Origin of the sequence: Bradyrhizobium sp. LA6.1 (assembly GCF_040547805.1) — a bacterium.
Taxonomy (GTDB): domain Bacteria; phylum Pseudomonadota; class Alphaproteobacteria; order Rhizobiales; family Xanthobacteraceae; genus Bradyrhizobium; species Bradyrhizobium barranii.
In genome coordinates, this window is sequence record NZ_JBEPQK010000008.1 from 280,243 (window position 1) to 294,786 (window position 14,544).

Below are 14,544 nucleotides of genomic sequence, written 5' to 3' on the forward strand. Positions count from 1 at the left end.
GACGACAACGGGCATTCGACGCATCGTAAGCGGGCATTCGTCTTCGTTCGGCCGCGTCGCCGAGTTGCCTCGCCGATGACAGCGCCGTTGGCCGGCTTTGGCTTCGGCTCGCTTTCGCTATTTCAGAATGGCCCGCACATGCGCGAGTTCCCGGCTGCATGTGCTTGTGTCGCCGTTTTGTTCGGCGGTACGTGCGCGATCAAGCGAATCCAGCGCATCCGCGAAAACCGCTCCGCGGCCGCCTTCGGCCTCTGCAATCGAGCGAGGCGTCGGTTGATGACTGCGCAGCGCGCTGAGGCTCTCCCGCTGCCAGCCGTGGGCGCCCGCGTCTTTTTCTATGGCCTGATCCAGCTGGATCTGGGTTTTCGCGATGTCGTCCGCACAAGTGCCTGCACGCGCGGGCGAAGCTGCGCACAACAGGATGAGAAGCGCGATCTGGAGATTTGCTGTGGATGTCATGTGTCCGATCCCATGCATGGAGTTCAATCAGCATCAGATGCGACCTCTTGAATGCCAAAGCGGATCGTTCGTCTTTCGCGTATGAACGCCGGCCGTTCACAGTAATGAGAGGTCTGTACGCCTGACATATGCGCTGCGCTTTGAAGTGCGCGCCCTAGCTAGGCAGTGTCCCGAGGATGCGCGAGGAGCCGCTGTCTCGATCGGCATGTCCCGACGTGCGAAGTGGCAAGGGCCGTTGTTTGCCGAAATACGCGGGCAAGCGTCGACACTACTGTCGCACCATTCCAACCCGGAGTGATCCCGACATGAAACACCTCAACGCTGGCCTCGCCTTCGCTGCCACTCTCTCCCTGTTCGCGACCGTCGCCCCGGCGCGCGCTGAACCCCCGAAGAACATCGTCCTGGTGCACGGCGCCTGGGTCGATGCGTCCGGCTGGAAGCCGGTCTACGAGATCCTGGTCAAGGAAGGCTTCCGCGTCAGCATGCTGCAGGAGCCCGAGACGTCGTTTGGCGATGATGTCACGGCGGCGAAGCGGCTGCTCGATCTCCAGAATGGCCCGACGCTTCTGGTCGGCCACAGCTATGGCGGCTCGATCATCACCGAGGCGGGTGTTCATCCCAACGTGGTCGGCCTGGTCTACGTCGCTGCGCATGCGCCCGACGTCGGAGAGGACGAAGCGGCGCTGGGCAAGAAGACGCCGAGCGTCCTTGGAAAGACCGAAGGCGCCATCAAGGTCACGCCCGACAAATTCACCTATCTCGATCCTGTGCAATTCCCCAAGCTGTTCGCCCCCGATCTGCCGCGCGAGCAGGCGGAGTTCGAATCACGCTCCCAGGTTCTGGCCGCGACGCAGGTGTTCAGCACGCCGCTGACGGCGGCTGCGTGGAAGACCAAACCGAGCTGGGGCATCGTTGCCGGCAACGACCAGATCATCAATCCGGATCTCGAGCGCTGGTATTACGAGCGCGCCAAGAGCCACACCACCGTGATCCCGGGTGCAAGCCACTCGGTCTACGAGTCGCATCCGAAGGAAGTGGCGGAGATCATCACCCGTGCCGCTCGCAGCATCGATCAACCGGCCACCCGCTGACGCGTTTTGCCGGTCCTGACGCACGGCCGGCAGAAGGAAGGGCGGCGGGAGAGACAGCACTCCCGCCGGCCCGACTGCCCCTCCGGAGAATTCCATGAGCATGATCGAGACGACCGGCACGATCCTGGACTGGGACGTGACGACGGTGAAGCGGGCTGGACTGAGCCGCGATCTGCCCTCCGGCAATCCGGACCTGATGTGGGTCGCGAATTCGTCGACGCTGATCTACGGCGAGCGGGATGCCATCCTCGTCGACACGTTCCTGACCGCCGGGCAGTCGAAGACGTTGCTGGATTGGGTCGTGTCGCGGGAGCGAAATCTGACCGCGATCTACGTCACGCATGGCCACGGTGATCATTTCTTCGGCCTCGCGCCGCTGCTCGATCGCTTTCCGCGGGCAAGCGCCGTTGCCGTTCCCGAGGTTGTCGACGAGATGAAGACGCAGCTTTCGCCGGCATCGCTCGACGGTTTCTGGCGCAAGCGCTTTCCGGGCGAGATCGCACAGCGCTTGGTCGCTGCAGAGCCTCTCGAAGGCGAGCTCACGCTCGAGGGACACAAGCTCGTCGTCATCGACATGGGACCAACCGACACGGCGCGCTCCACCGCCCTTCATGTCCCGTCTCTCGATCTGATCGTCGCCGGCGACACCGTGTACAACGGCATTCATCCTTATCTCGCCGAAACCGACACGCAGAGCCGGCTCGAATGGATCGCCGCGCTCGATCGGCTCGAAGCGTTGAAGCCGCGCTTCGTGGTGGCCGGACACAAGAAGCCGGAGAACGATGACGATCCGCGCAACATCGCGGAGACCCGGCAATATCTGCTCGATTTCAACCGCCTCGACCAGGCGACGATTTCTCCGCGCGAGCTCTACGAGGCGATGCTCGCGCTTCATCCCGACCGTGCCAATCCGGGATCGCTCTGGAGCGGAGCCAACGCCGCAAAGGGGCCAAGGTCATGACGAGCTGGCAGAACAACCGCGCCGCGCGCGATGCCCGCATTGCGGCCGGTGCCGGCCTGGCCCACGGCAAGGTCGTGGAAGCATCCGACGCAACGCGCCTGCTGGAGGCCGTGATCCGGCCGGGCGACCGGGTTTGCCTCGAAGGCGACAACCAGAAGCAGGCGGATCTCTTGAGCCGCGCGCTGCTGGCGGTCGATCTGTCCAAGGTCAACGATCTGCACATGGTGCAGTCGGGCGTCGTTCTGCCCGAACATCTGGACCTGTTCGACCGCGGGGTCGCGAAGCGGCTCGACTATGCCTATTCCGGGCCGCAATCGGCGCGCATCGCGCGCATGCTGTTCGGCGGCAAGATCGAGCTGGGAGCAATTCACACCTATCTCGAACTGTTCGCGCGCTACTTCATCGATCTCACCCCGCACGTCGCCCTGATCGCCGCCGTCAGCGCCGACCGTGACGGCAACCTCTACACCGGCCCGAACACCGAGGACACGCCCACCGTGGTGGAGGCAACGGCGTTCAAGGACGGCGTCGTGATCGCCCAGGTCAACGAGATCGTCGAGACGGTTCCGCGGGTCGATATCCCGGCGGACCGCGTCCATTTCGTCGTCAAGTCCGACAAGCCGTTCTTCGTCGAGCCACTATTCACGCGCGATCCCGCGGCGATCACCGAGGGGCAGATCCTGACCGCGATGCTCGCGATCAAGGGCATCTACGGGCCCTATGGCGTGCAGCGGATCAATCACGGGATCGGCTTCAGCACGGCCGCGATCGAGCTCCTGCTGCCGACGTTCGGCGAGAGGCTGGGCCTGAAGGGCAGGATCGCAACCCACTTCGCCTTGAATCCGCATCCCGCGCTCATTCCCGCGATCGAGTCCGGTTGGGTCCGGCAAATCCACTCGTTCGGCTCGGAGGTCGGGATGGACGAGTACATCCGGGCGCGATCCGACATCTATTTCACCGGTCCCGACGGCTCGCTGCGCTCCAACCGCGCCTTTTGTCAGACCGCCGGGCTCTATGCCTGCGACATGTTCATCGGCTCCACGCTGCAGATCGATCTCCAGGGAAATTCCTCGACCATCACCACCTCGCGCATCGCCGGGTTCGGCGGCGCGCCGAACATGGGCGCGGATGCACGCGGGCGCAGGCATCCGAGCGAGCCCTGGCTGAAGGCCGGAGCGGAGGCCGATCCGGACAGCCCGGCGCCGTTGCGCCGGGGCCGCAAGCTGGTGGTGCAGATTGGCGAGACCTTCGGCGACAAGAACGTCCCGTTGTTCGTCGACAAGCTCGATGCGATCGAGCTCGCCGAGAAGCTCAACCTCGAGCTCGCGCCGGTGATGATCTACGGCGACGACGTCACGCACATCGTTACCGAGGAGGGCGTGGCAAACCTCCTGTTGTGCCGTACGGCGCAAGAACGCGAGCAGGCGATCCGCGGCGTCGCCGGATACACCGATGTCGGTCGCGGGCGGGATCGCAGCATGGTCGCGCAGCTGCGCGAGCGCGGCGTGATCCGGCGGCCGGAAGATATCGGCATCAATCCGCTCGATGCGGATCGCAACATGCTGGCGGCGCGCTCGATCAAGGATCTCGTGCGCTGGTCGGGCGGGCTCTACGCGCCACCGTCGAAATTCAGGAACTGGTGAGGACAGGCCATGGAAGATCTCAGCTTTCATCACCCGGTTCGCGAGCGTGCGGGCGGTATCAGGCAGAGCGCGATCGTGGGCGTGGTCGCCTCGGGCAATCTGGAAGTCCTGGTCGAGCGCGTCCTGCCGGATGCGGAATGCGCGGTGGAGATCAAAACCGCGGCGATGGGCTTCGGCGAAGTCTGGAGCGCCGTCATTGGAGATTTCGTCGAGCGCTATTCGCCTGGCGGGCTGAAATTCTCCATCAATGACGGCGGCGCGCGCCCCGACACGGTCTCGCTTCGGCTGGCGCAGGCGGTGCGATTGATCGCGGGGAGCGAGCAATGACCGCGCCGCTCCCGCACATCGCCCCGGCCGAACGAGCCCGCAGCACGAGCTTCAACGAGGCATCGGCGCGGACGAGGCTTGATCTGCTGCTTGATGCCGGCAGCCTGGTCGAGTTCATCGGGCCGGAACAGCGCGAGGTCAGTCCGCATCTGGAGATATTCGGCCTTCCCGAGCAGTTCGATGACGGCATCGTCGTCGGCCATGGCCGGCTCGGCGGCGCGCCGGTATTCGTCGCCGCGCAGGAAGGACGTTTCATGGGCGGCGCCTTCGGCGAGGTGCACGGCGCCAAACTGCTGGGTCTGCTCCGCGCAGCGCGCGAGATCGGATCGATCCCCGTTCTGATCCTGCTCGATACCGGCGGCGTCCGTCTGCAGGAGGCCAATGCCGGTGAGCTCGCCATCGCCGAGATCATGCGTGCGGTGATGGAGGCGCGCAGTGCTGGCGTGAAGGTCATCGGCCTGATCGGCGGGCGCTCCGGCTGCTATGGCGGCGGCGGTCTGATCGCAGGCTGTTGCTCCGCGCTCGCCGTGTCGGAGGCGGGACGGATCGCGGTTTCGGGCCCCGAGGTGATCGAGACCAATCGCGGCGTCGAGGAGTTCGACTCCCGTGACCGTGCCCTGGTCTGGCGCACCATGGGCGGCAAGCACCGGCGGCTGCTCGGCGCAGCCGACGTCTTCGCCGATGACACCGTGCAGGATTTTCGCGAGGCCGCACTCGAGCTGATCGGGTTGATTGGCCCCTTCGGCCTCGACCAGCTCAGGGCGGAGCAGGGACGTCTCGCCGACAGGTTGCGCCGCTTCGGCGCTTGCCAGGACGCCGTCGATATCTGGACCGTGGAAGGTGTTGCGCATGCGGAAACGGTTCCGGAATTGCCGGCCGACCAGTTCATTGCGCTCGCTAGCAGGATCGGGAGGAGCAGTCGTGACGCTCGATGACATTCTCGCCTCGCTGTTTCCCGACGGCCATGAGGTCAGGAACGACAATGGCGTCATTGCCGGCGCCGCGACGCTGCGGTCCGGTGGCAGGATACTCGTGATTGGTGTTGCGGATCGGACTGCGCTCGGCGTCGACGAGGCGATCAGACTTTCCGCGCATGTCCTGGAGTCGATCGACCGGGGGAGCGGACCGATCCTGGTGCTCGTCGACAGCGACAGCCAGCGCATGAGCAAGCGTGACGAGCTGCTCGGGCTCAACGAATTCCTCGCGCATCTGGCGAAAGTGCTGATCCACGCGGACATGCACGGCCGCCCGACCATCGGTCTTCTCTACGGCCACTCGGCGGCGGGGGCCCTGCTTGCGACGGGCCTTGCGACGCGCGTGCTGGTCGGATTGCCCGGCGCCTCTCCCGCGGTGATGGATCTGCCGTCGATGGCGAAGGTCACCAAATTGTCGATGACCGCTCTTGAGGAGAAAGCCAAATCGACGCCGGTTTTCGCGCCGGGGCTCTCCAATCTCGAGCAGATGGGTGCCGTTCATATGACATGGAGCGACGCCACCTCGCTCGCAGACCAGCTGGAGGCGCTGCTCGCCGACATGCCGGCTGCGCGGGATCGAAGAGATGCGCTCGGCAAGGAGCGCGGTGGCCGGCCGAAGGCCGCCGATATCGCGGAGCGCGTTCGTGACCTTGCCCTGCAAACCCGCTGAACCGCCGGTCGGTCGCCACGACCTCGTCTTTGTCAGCCCGCAGGGTTGGCGCGCGATGATCGGGATGCGCGGCGATCTCGCAGCCGACCCGCTGGTTTCGCGTTGGTCCGAAATGGGATGGCCGACGATCAGGCGGCGCGCTCTGCCTAGCGAAGCGACCGGCCTTGCACTCGGCCTGCCGTTGCCGCCCTCCGCCGGCAAGAAACGGCTGTCGTTTCTCGCGGATATCGACCACGTCACCTCGGTCGCGAGGCCGCCCGCGCTGCGGCAGGTGCGCGGCTCGGCGCCGCGCAACTGGTGGCCGACGCTCGATCGGCTCGACGGGCTCGCGCTTCGTCATTCGGTGGACGTGCGCGTGTTCGGCAGCCTCGCATGGCAATCGCTGACCGGGCTCGATTACGTGACCGCTCGTTCCGACCTCGATATCCTGTTCGCGTTCCCCCGCGAAACCGATCTGGATCGGCTCGCCGCCGACGTGGCTGCGATCGAGACCGATGCGCCGATGCGGCTCGATGGTGAATTGATGCGCGCGGATGGTGCAGCGGTGAACTGGCGCGAATTCCATGCCGGCACGGACCAGCTTCTGGTCAAGACCATCGGGTGCGTGGCCCTGCTCGACAGGGATCGATTCATTTCGGGAGCGATGGGATCATGACCACAGCGGCCGCGCGAAGTATCGAACCGCTTGTTTCCAGCCGGAGGCAGATGCCGTCCGGTATCTGGGCCATCGGCGGCTTCGCTGCCGATTGCCTCGCCATGGAGCTGGAAACCTGGCCCAAGCCGGGGCTCGTGAGCCATGTCGACAATGGCAGTCACGTCGACATGGATGCCGGCACGTTTCGTCGCAGCGCTGCGGCCATCAGGCCTTACCTTCAAAGCCTTGCCGAAGCGGGCGCGCTCGGTTGCGGCATGGGAGTGCTGCGGGTCATCGGCCTGGAGGCCGAACGGGCGATGCTCGAGGCGACCGCGGGCGTCAATACGCATCGCGGCGCGATCTTCGGTCTTGGCCTGTTGTGCGCGGCGGCCGGTGCGAGGGCCGGCGGGCTGGTCGATTCGGCACTTCCGCTCGGCGACGTCGTGGCACGCCTCTGGGGCGCCAGCATACTCGACGGTCCGGTGTTGCTGCACAGCCATGGCAGCGCTGCTCGCCGCCGCTTTCGCGCAGGCGGAGCCCGTATCGAGGCGGCGAGCGGGTTTCCCAGCGTCTACCGGATCGGCTTGCCGGCCCTGAGGAGAACAATGCCTGCCACGCCCGAGGATGCGGAAGCGGCTCGGGTCGAAGCGTGCTTTGCCCTGATTGCGTCAGTGGAAGACACGAATCTGCTGCATCGTGGCGGGCTCGAGGGGCTTCGCTTTGCGCGTCGCGCGGCACGTCGCTTCATCGATGCCGGCGGCGTGCGCGCTCCCGGCTGGCGCGTCAGCGCGCGATGGATCCATGAAAGCTTCGTCGCGCGTCGTCTCAGTCCCGGTGGCTCGGCTGACCTGCTTGCGATGTCGCTCTTCGTCGATGCCCACGACGCGCCGGGGCCATGATGTCCAATGCAATCCTGATGGCGCTGGTGCCGGTGTTCTTTGTCCTGCTGCTGGGATACGCCGCCGGAAGGTTTCATGTCGTCGACAATCTCCATGTCGATGCTCTCAACGCACTCGTGATGGATTTCGCCGTGCCGGCGTCGCTGTTCGCCGCGACCGCCTCGGCGTCGCGCAGCGAGATGATCGAGCAGGTTCCGCTGTTTCTGGTGCTCGGCATAACGATGTCGTTGCTCTATGCCGCCTGGTATCTTGCCGCGCGCAGGTTGTTCAAGGTGTCGCGGCCCGATGCGTCGATTCAGGCACTCACGGTTGGCTTTCCAAATCTTGCCGGCGTCGGTCTTCCAATCCTGACATCCGTCGCGGGACAGGCGGGCGCCGTTCCGGTCGCCGTCGCATTGGCAACCGGTTCGGTCCTCATCAGCCCGGTGACCCTGATCATGGCGGAAATGGACGCCGCCAGGTCCCGTGGCGAGGAAATGGCGGCGCGGCAGATGCTGACGGCAGTGGGGCGCGCGATCACCAAGCCGGTCGTGCTCGCGCCCGTGTTCGGCATCCTGTTTTCGGTGTCGGATCTGAGCCTCGACGCGCTCGCTCATGCCTGCCTCGCGCTGATCGGGAGTTCGGCCGCCGGCGTCGCGCTGTTCCTGACCGGAGCCATCCTGTCGGCACAGTCGTTCCGCCTGAACTGGAAGATCGCGGCCGCAACCGTGGCCGCGGACGTGGTTCGGCCGCTCGCAGCCGTTGCAATCACTCACGTCTTTCCAATCGCTCCCGACACAGCGAGGACGGCCATTCTCCTCGCCGCGGTGCCTTCCGGCTTTTTCGGCATCCTGTTTGCGGTCAACTACCGGCTGGACTCCGCAGCGGTCGGCTCGATGGTCATTTCGAGCACCGGATTCAGCGTCGCGACCATGGCGGTCGCGATCGCCGTGCTCTTTCCGCACTAGGCGGCGATCATGACACTTGCGATCCTGTGCTCGGGACAAGGCGGACAGCATCGGGACATGTTCGCCCTGACGGGCGATGCGCCGGAAGCGACGCACCTGTTTGCACACGCGGCAACGTTGCTGGGCGGCAGGGATCCGCGCGATTTCGTGCGCAGCGAATCTGACGAGGCTCTGCATCGCAACCGGTCCGGCCAGATTCTATGCACGTTGCAGGCACTGGCCGCCGCTGCCGGGCTCGAGGACATCATTCCACATGGCGCCATCATCGCAGGCTATAGCGTCGGTGAGGTGGCGGCATGGGGCGTGGGAGATCTGTTCGAACCGGTCCTCACGCTCGACCTCGCAGTGCGCCGCGCGGAAGCAATGGACGCCGCCACCTGCGCCGGTGACGGGCTGATCTTTGTCCGCGGTCTTTCACATGACGATATTAAGCGCCTTTGCGAGCGCCACGGTGCGGCGATCGCCATCGTCAATCCAGGCGATGCCTTCGTGATCGGCGGTGGCCGGGAGGCATTGAACGGAATTGCCGGAGAGGCGAGGGCGATGCGTGCCACAAGGATCGTCGATCTGCCGGTTCGGGTTGCCTCCCACACCGGACGGCTCGCCGAGGCGTCGGTCGTGTTTCGCGAAGTCTTGCGGTTGGCGCCGGTGGCGTTCCCGTCGGCCGCCGGTGCGCGCATCCTGAGCGGCATCGATGGCGGTTCGGTCGTCTCCGCCGAGACGGGCCACGACAAGCTCGCCGCGCAGATCTCGCAAACCGTGCAGTGGGGAAATTGCCTGCAAAGCTGTCTCGAAGCGGGTGCCACGGCATTTCTCGAATTTGGACCTGGACATGCACTGAGCCGGATGGTTGCGAGCATCGAGCCCGGCCTTCCGGTGCGGTCGCTGGACGATTTCAGGAGTCTTCAGGGCGTGCGCAACTGGCTTGCGCGGCATCTCAGCGACTGAAATGGCGACAGCATCGTTCCGGAATCGGACGGACGGCGCGCTCCGGATCGACGTGCGGCGAGGCAAAAAAAAGGGGCCGTCCTTGTGGGAAGGACGGCCCAATGCTCGCATGCCTGGGAGGAGAAGGCTCGAGCCGTGACTTGGGGTCTCAGTCACTAACACTGCCAGCATCGCCGATCCGGCGTGCAAAGTATTTCACGTCCCCACGCTGTTTCTCATTTCGCATGATTCACGAAGGTCCGCCGGCAGGACATGAGACACCGGCTCGCGTGACGGAACCGGGTCGCATTCAGCGAGCCTGGGTGACGCCAATGCGTTCCGGCTGGTGCATCGCCAACGTGCCGGCGTGTCGCCTGTCAGACGTTTGAAGACCGTCGAGAAATGCGCCTGCGTGCAGAAACCGACGGCCAGCGCCGCCTCGACCAGCGGCGTCTCGGTATTCGACAGGAGAGATTTTGCATGCTCGATGCGCTGTTGCAGGAGATACTCGCGCGGCCGGTATCCAGTCGCGGCGCGAAACTGCGCTGCGAAGTGCATCCGGGACAATCCCGCGACGCCGGCGAGGTCGGATAGGCTGATGGAGTGGTCGAAGCGCGCCCTGACATACTCCTCGACGCGTCGGAGCCGCCATTTCGGCAAGGCGTTGACTTTCGTACGCGGGGGCTCGCGCCGAGCGACGTGCATCACCAGCGTCTGGGCGATGCAGCACGCAAATTCGCGATCGGCCGAATGGCCTTGTTCGGTCAGCGCCTTTGCGAGCTGCTCGGCGAACGGGTCGCGCAACAGAAGGAGATCGTTCAGGCATTCGGGCGCGAGCGGCTCCGTTCCCTGCTGTGGAGATGGAAAGCAATTAGCCGAGATGTGGAAGTGCAGGAAATCGCACGGCGCAAGAAACTGCGCGCGGAGCGGCTTCGACGGCGCGCCGACATAGAGCGTGCCTGCCGGCATGGCGCCGTCGAAAATGGTCTGACTGCCTCTGGTCAGCTTGAGACGTGTGCTCTTCAGGGCGATCGAGAAGAAGTACCGGTCGGGAGGCGTCGTTGCATCCTCGCGCCTGACGGCCGTCTGGGCATAGGTAAAGCGCGAGATCGTGATGTCCTCGCGCGCGACGCCCGCGCGTTGCTCGGGCTGGCGCCATTTTCGTTCGTGGGGGAATGCGCGTGCCCCCTGAGAGAAATCCGGTTCGCGGGCGCCGGGTTGATGTGTCAATCGGGCGCCGGCCGCTTGCATATCGGTGAGCATCGTTCGTCCCGTCTTTTGGATTCCGCTGCCGCCGTGACGGCTGCTGAATGCCATTGGTTGACGCTCGAACGATATGTCTGATGCCGCCACAAGGCCCGTTAGCGTTGCTGAAATCGTGTTAGATTTTGCGAAAGCTGCAGGTGCGTCGGAACGTCGCGAAATTCCGAATTAAGCAAGAAGAATCAAAGGCCTGCGTTGTGAGTTCCGATGTTGCGGCGCGATGCAGCTCTCTTCAGGTCGGGCGATCTGACCGGATTCAGGGAAGGCGTGGCGAGGCATCGATGCCGGGGGTGAGTCCGGGCGCGATCTTCTCCGCCGGCGGAATTGCGGGCACCCGCGCGTAGGGAAGCGCCGTCACCTCGGGAGGCTGCTGGGATGGGGATTGGAGGCAGTTGGGGCGCGGCGGATCTCCTGCGCCGAACACATCAAACATTGGGTCCACGAAGGTCGTGCGGAGCCGATGAGGCCAGGTCTGGCGATCGACCGCATTGGGCTGCCGGATCGTCACCGTGGCCGTCATGCCGGAGACCAACGGCACGCCCGGCGGCACCGTGTCGATGGCGACCCGAACCGGTATGCGCTGTGCAAGCCGCACCCAGGTGTAGATCGGGTCCACGTTGGGCAGACCTTGCGTGCCCACCGCGGCGTTTGACGGGCTGATGCCGCGGGTCACGGTTTTCACATGTCCCAGGATCGGCTTGGAGTAACCGATGAGCTGTGCCTCGACGCGATCGCCGACGCAGACATGCGCCATCTTGGTTTCCTCGAAATAACCGTCGATCCAGAAGCTGTTGGAATCGATGATGGAGACGTTGGTGACGCCGGTCAGCGCATAGTCGCCGACGCGTAGCAGGAGATTGGTGACATAGCCGTCGACGGGGCTGAGCACATTGGTGCGCTTCAAGTTCAATTCCGCCTGTGCAAGCTGGTGAGCGGCCGCTGCGTAGGCGGCCTTCGCCTGCGAGGCGTTGCCGGCGAAGATCTGCTGCTCCTCTGGCGTCGTCGCGAGGTCGGACAGACGCCGGCGCCGGTCGGACTCGGCCTGCTTCACCTCCAGGTCCGCCGCCCGCTGGTCGACGAGGGCCTTGCCGATGCGGACGGCTACGTCGAAGTCGAAGGGATCGATGACGTAAAGCACGTCACCCTTGTGGACGAACTGGTTGTCGGCCACCCGCAGCTCCACGATTTTGCCTGCGATCTGCGGCGCGACATTGGCGACCTGCACGCGCACGCTGCCATTGCGCGTCCAGGGCGCGGTGACATAGTGCTGCCAGGTTGCAACCGATATCAGGATGGCGACCAGGGCGATGGCAAGGGTGGCAAAATGCTTGCCGACGCCGGCCATGAAACGCCCGGCGGCCTTGCGCAGCGAGCGCGTCAATAGCGTCGCCTGACGGGAAGCTTCGCCATCGTTCGCGGCGCGGTCGCTGGTCGCGTGCGCCGCGGCCTCCGTCGGGCTGGAACACGCGACGGCGTCGGCTGCGTCCGCCCATGCTTCGGCTGAAGATTCGGGGTGGGGCGGAAAGGCCGCATCTCGAGGCAGAGCCGCGTCCATGACTTTCTCCCTAGCAAAAGAGCGCGAGCAGGCCGAAGATCGACACGTAGAGGCAGAGCTCGGCCAGCGACGGGTTGCTGAAGATTCTTGTAAATCCCACGAAGCGCAGCACCGGGCGGAGCAGCAGGAATGCGAGCAGCGCCGTGGCCGCATAGGACACGATCGGGGCGATCAGCACGCCGCCCACGACGAGTTCACGATAAGTATTCGTCACGGATGCGTCCCCTGGCCGGAACCGGCGAAACTCCGCCATGGTTCGAGGACGATGCTGGCCGGAACGAGCGCGGCGAGCACCGGCTCGACGGACAGGTTGCTTTGGGCAGCCGTCTGGCGCAGCGCCTCGGCGGCAGTCAGGATTGCGCCTCCATCGCGTAGGGTGAGCGCGGCTCGCGCGGCGCGCACCGCGTTGCCGAGTGAGGTCTCGGCCAGGCGGTCCAGTTCGGCATGGCACCGTCGCAGCACCACGGCCTCGTCGAAGCAGCGCAGCGCTTCCGCGACGACCCGAGGGGGAGGTGCCGTGGCGCCGTTCGTCGTCAGGATCTGCTCGATCCGGGCGGCATCGCGAAACGCGGCTTCCTCCGGCGCGAGATGCCGGGCTCGCCCGGAATCGAGGCGGCTCAGCTCGCGATGGGCCTCGTCCAGCAGCAGCCGGATCCTTCGTTCGCCGGACAAGGACGGCAGCAGGAGCTGCGCCGCGAAGACCAGAACCGAGGAAAGCTGGGCAAACAGACACGTCACAAGGAATACGTCGGGGTCGTAGCTCTGCGGATTGCTCGGTGCGAGAATGACAAGCGTGAACACGAGGGAGAGCCGGCCGAGCGGCGGCAGGACGCCGCTCGGCCGCGTGATCAGCAGCGCTGCGCCGATCACGAGAGGCGCAAGGCCGATCGCCAGCAGTTGGAACTCGGATACGCCGTTGAAGACGAGGTATTTCAGGACGCCGGCGAGCAGGCATGCGATCGGCATGGCAAAAACCGCCAGTGTCGTGAAGGCGCGCGGATCCGGAGCCGTCGCGCTGAGGCCGATGATCACTGCGGCAAGCGAGAGGCAGAGCGCGGTGGTCGGCCATCCCGCCATCACGAAGATGATTGCAATGAGGATGAAGTGGATCGCGGCCCTGACGCCGGCTGCCGCTGCAATGCGAGGCGAGCGGTAAAGCGGCGCGCGCCATTGCCGGAGTGGATGGTTTCCGGCCCGCAGCGCCTCGAGGCTGTCGCGCACGTCTGCATTCCTGCGGATGATCTGATCGCGCAGATGGGTCCGGCAGATCGCGATCAGGCCGGAGGCGTCGGGGTTTCGGTCGTCCCGGGACGTCGCGGATGCGGCCGGCAGCGCGGCAAGCGTACGGGCGTGCGCGAGCTCGCTCACGAGGCCCACCATCGCGGAGCGTGCGGCTGCGGTTCTGGCCGGGCCGCTGATCGACTCCGTGACGAGGCTCGCGATCTCCGGATGCAGGGCCGCGACATCGCGCAACATGTCCGCAGCAGCGGTCGCGGATGAAGCTTCACCGCGGACGGCGCGTTGCGCGAACTCCGTGACCCGGCGATGCAGTGTTTCGAGACGGCTCGCCAGAACCGGATGATAGTCAGGCGCGGCGAGCACCTCGTTGACCAGAGCGACTGCGAGGACGCCGATGGCGATGGCGGCGCCCCGGGCGACGCCGGTCGGAAACACCTGCAACGGGCTGTCGATCTGCTGAATGGCAATCAGGGCAACGGTGATGCAGCTGAGAGCCGCCGCATAAGCGCGATTGCCGTCCAGCATCCCGGCGACGTAGACGCAAAGTCCGACCCAGATCCCCAACACTGCGGGCAGAAGCGCGCCGGTTTGGGAAAAGGTGCCGGCGATGGCGATCGATGCGATCACGCCGATGGCGGTTGCGAGCAGCCGATAGCCCGCCTTTTCCATGCCCTGCGCGCGCGTGGGCAGCGCCAGGATTGCCACGGTGACGGCTGCCGACGAGGGGGATTCGAGTTCGAGCCAGAAGCTCACATAGAGTGCGAGGAGCATTGCCAGCAGGACGCGCAGCGCGAATGCCCAGGAACTCACCGGAAAGCCGGCGAAGACCCGCGGGCGGATGTCGTCGGCAGCGCTGGTGGCGTCCCCTGGCAATTATGCTCCCTCCATGCGCGGCAAAGCGTGCGGCCTGCCGGCGTCGCGAAATCAAAGGGGAGCATGAGCTGTGCCGGCGGTA

The 14,544-nt window shown here is 65.4% G+C and carries 15 protein-coding genes; 10 read left to right on the plus strand and 5 right to left on the minus strand.

Annotated features, from left to right (window positions below):
- Window positions 1-117: 117 nt before the first annotated feature.
- Complete coding sequence (locus ABIB99_RS22140) at window positions 118-459, minus strand: hypothetical protein (protein WP_085401747.1); 342 nt, start codon at window positions 457-459, stop codon at window positions 118-120.
- A 305-nt stretch (window positions 460-764) separates the two neighbouring features.
- Here ABIB99_RS22140 and ABIB99_RS22145 point away from each other — a divergent pair, with 305 nt between their 5' ends.
- The 10 genes from ABIB99_RS22145 to ABIB99_RS22190 all read left to right on the plus strand — a co-directional run bounded on the left by ABIB99_RS22145 (window position 765) and on the right by ABIB99_RS22190 (window position 9,553).
- On the plus strand, window positions 765-1,550 hold the full coding sequence (locus tag ABIB99_RS22145; protein WP_063984278.1) for an alpha/beta hydrolase: 786 nt from the start codon (window positions 765-767) through the stop codon (window positions 1,548-1,550).
- A 94-nt stretch (window positions 1,551-1,644) separates the two neighbouring features.
- Complete coding sequence (locus ABIB99_RS22150; protein ID WP_208086001.1) at window positions 1,645-2,511, plus strand: MBL fold metallo-hydrolase; 867 nt, start codon at window positions 1,645-1,647, stop codon at window positions 2,509-2,511.
- Window positions 2,508-4,154: a malonate decarboxylase subunit alpha gene (mdcA, locus tag ABIB99_RS22155; RefSeq protein ID WP_063984276.1), complete on the plus strand. Its 1,647-nt coding sequence runs from the start codon at window positions 2,508-2,510 to the stop codon at window positions 4,152-4,154. Before ABIB99_RS22150 ends, mdcA begins: the two co-directional genes overlap by 4 nt.
- 9 nt (window positions 4,155-4,163) lie before the next feature.
- The gene (gene mdcC, locus ABIB99_RS22160; RefSeq protein ID WP_063984275.1) at window positions 4,164-4,481 is read left to right on the plus strand and encodes a malonate decarboxylase acyl carrier protein; all 318 of its coding nucleotides are present in this window, start codon (window positions 4,164-4,166) and stop codon (window positions 4,479-4,481) included.
- A complete protein-coding gene (locus ABIB99_RS22165; protein WP_354177551.1) occupies window positions 4,478-5,416 on the plus strand; it encodes a biotin-independent malonate decarboxylase subunit beta in 939 nt (312 codons plus the stop codon). Before mdcC ends, ABIB99_RS22165 begins: the two co-directional genes overlap by 4 nt.
- Entirely contained in the window at window positions 5,403-6,125 is a 723-nt protein-coding gene (gene mdcE, locus ABIB99_RS22170; RefSeq protein WP_063984273.1) for a biotin-independent malonate decarboxylase subunit gamma, read from the plus strand. Before ABIB99_RS22165 ends, mdcE begins: the two co-directional genes overlap by 14 nt.
- On the plus strand, window positions 6,100-6,780 hold the full coding sequence (mdcG, locus tag ABIB99_RS22175; RefSeq protein ID WP_063984272.1) for a malonate decarboxylase holo-[acyl-carrier-protein] synthase: 681 nt from the start codon (window positions 6,100-6,102) through the stop codon (window positions 6,778-6,780). Before mdcE ends, mdcG begins: the two co-directional genes overlap by 26 nt.
- The gene (gene mdcB / locus ABIB99_RS22180; protein ID WP_063984271.1) at window positions 6,777-7,658 is read left to right on the plus strand and encodes a triphosphoribosyl-dephospho-CoA synthase MdcB; all 882 of its coding nucleotides are present in this window, start codon (window positions 6,777-6,779) and stop codon (window positions 7,656-7,658) included. The genes mdcG and mdcB overlap by 4 nt, the downstream gene beginning before the upstream one ends.
- On the plus strand, window positions 7,655-8,605 hold the full coding sequence (locus tag ABIB99_RS22185) for an AEC family transporter (protein ID WP_208086004.1): 951 nt from the start codon (window positions 7,655-7,657) through the stop codon (window positions 8,603-8,605). The genes mdcB and ABIB99_RS22185 overlap by 4 nt, the downstream gene beginning before the upstream one ends.
- A 9-nt stretch (window positions 8,606-8,614) precedes the next feature.
- Window positions 8,615-9,553, plus strand: a complete 939-nt coding sequence (locus ABIB99_RS22190) for an ACP S-malonyltransferase (protein ID WP_354177552.1) — start codon at window positions 8,615-8,617, stop codon at window positions 9,551-9,553.
- A 195-nt stretch (window positions 9,554-9,748) separates the two neighbouring features.
- Here the strand turns inward: ABIB99_RS22190 and ABIB99_RS22195 are convergent, their stop codons facing one another.
- The 4 genes from ABIB99_RS22195 to ABIB99_RS22210 form a co-directional block, all read right to left on the minus strand.
- Window positions 9,749-10,795 carry a helix-turn-helix domain-containing protein gene (locus tag ABIB99_RS22195; RefSeq protein WP_063986513.1) on the minus strand — a complete coding sequence of 349 codons (1,047 nt, stop codon included), beginning with the start codon at window positions 10,793-10,795 and terminating at the stop codon, window positions 9,749-9,751.
- Between the two features lie 256 nt (window positions 10,796-11,051).
- Window positions 11,052-12,350 (minus strand): HlyD family secretion protein, encoded by a 1,299-nt coding sequence (locus tag ABIB99_RS22200; RefSeq protein ID WP_354177553.1) that lies wholly within the window; start codon window positions 12,348-12,350, stop codon window positions 11,052-11,054.
- Between the two features lie 10 nt (window positions 12,351-12,360).
- Window positions 12,361-12,564 (minus strand): DUF1656 domain-containing protein, encoded by a 204-nt coding sequence (locus tag ABIB99_RS22205; RefSeq protein WP_028155834.1) that lies wholly within the window; start codon window positions 12,562-12,564, stop codon window positions 12,361-12,363.
- Window positions 12,561-14,462, minus strand: coding sequence for an FUSC family protein (locus ABIB99_RS22210; RefSeq protein ID WP_063984267.1), 1,902 nt, complete (start codon window positions 14,460-14,462; stop codon window positions 12,561-12,563). Before ABIB99_RS22210 ends, ABIB99_RS22205 begins: the two co-directional genes overlap by 4 nt.
- Window positions 14,463-14,544 lie beyond the last annotated feature (82 nt).

Coding starts and splice junctions, on each gene's coding strand:
- ABIB99_RS22140 (WP_085401747.1), bottom strand. CDS start 459: ATGACATCCACAGCAAATCTCCAGATCGCGCTTCTCATCCTGTTGTGC.
- ABIB99_RS22145 (WP_063984278.1), top strand. CDS start 765: ATGAAACACCTCAACGCTGGCCTCGCCTTCGCTGCCACTCTCTCCCTG.
- ABIB99_RS22150 (WP_208086001.1), top strand. CDS start 1,645: ATGAGCATGATCGAGACGACCGGCACGATCCTGGACTGGGACGTGACG.
- mdcA (WP_063984276.1), top strand. CDS start 2,508: ATGACGAGCTGGCAGAACAACCGCGCCGCGCGCGATGCCCGCATTGCG.
- mdcC (WP_063984275.1), top strand. CDS start 4,164: ATGGAAGATCTCAGCTTTCATCACCCGGTTCGCGAGCGTGCGGGCGGT.
- ABIB99_RS22165 (WP_354177551.1), top strand. CDS start 4,478: ATGACCGCGCCGCTCCCGCACATCGCCCCGGCCGAACGAGCCCGCAGC.
- mdcB (WP_063984271.1), top strand. CDS start 6,777: ATGACCACAGCGGCCGCGCGAAGTATCGAACCGCTTGTTTCCAGCCGG.
- ABIB99_RS22185 (WP_208086004.1), top strand. CDS start 7,655: ATGATGTCCAATGCAATCCTGATGGCGCTGGTGCCGGTGTTCTTTGTC.
- ABIB99_RS22190 (WP_354177552.1), top strand. CDS start 8,615: ATGACACTTGCGATCCTGTGCTCGGGACAAGGCGGACAGCATCGGGAC.
- ABIB99_RS22195 (WP_063986513.1), bottom strand. CDS start 10,795: ATGCTCACCGATATGCAAGCGGCCGGCGCCCGATTGACACATCAACCC.
- ABIB99_RS22200 (WP_354177553.1), bottom strand. CDS start 12,350: ATGGACGCGGCTCTGCCTCGAGATGCGGCCTTTCCGCCCCACCCCGAA.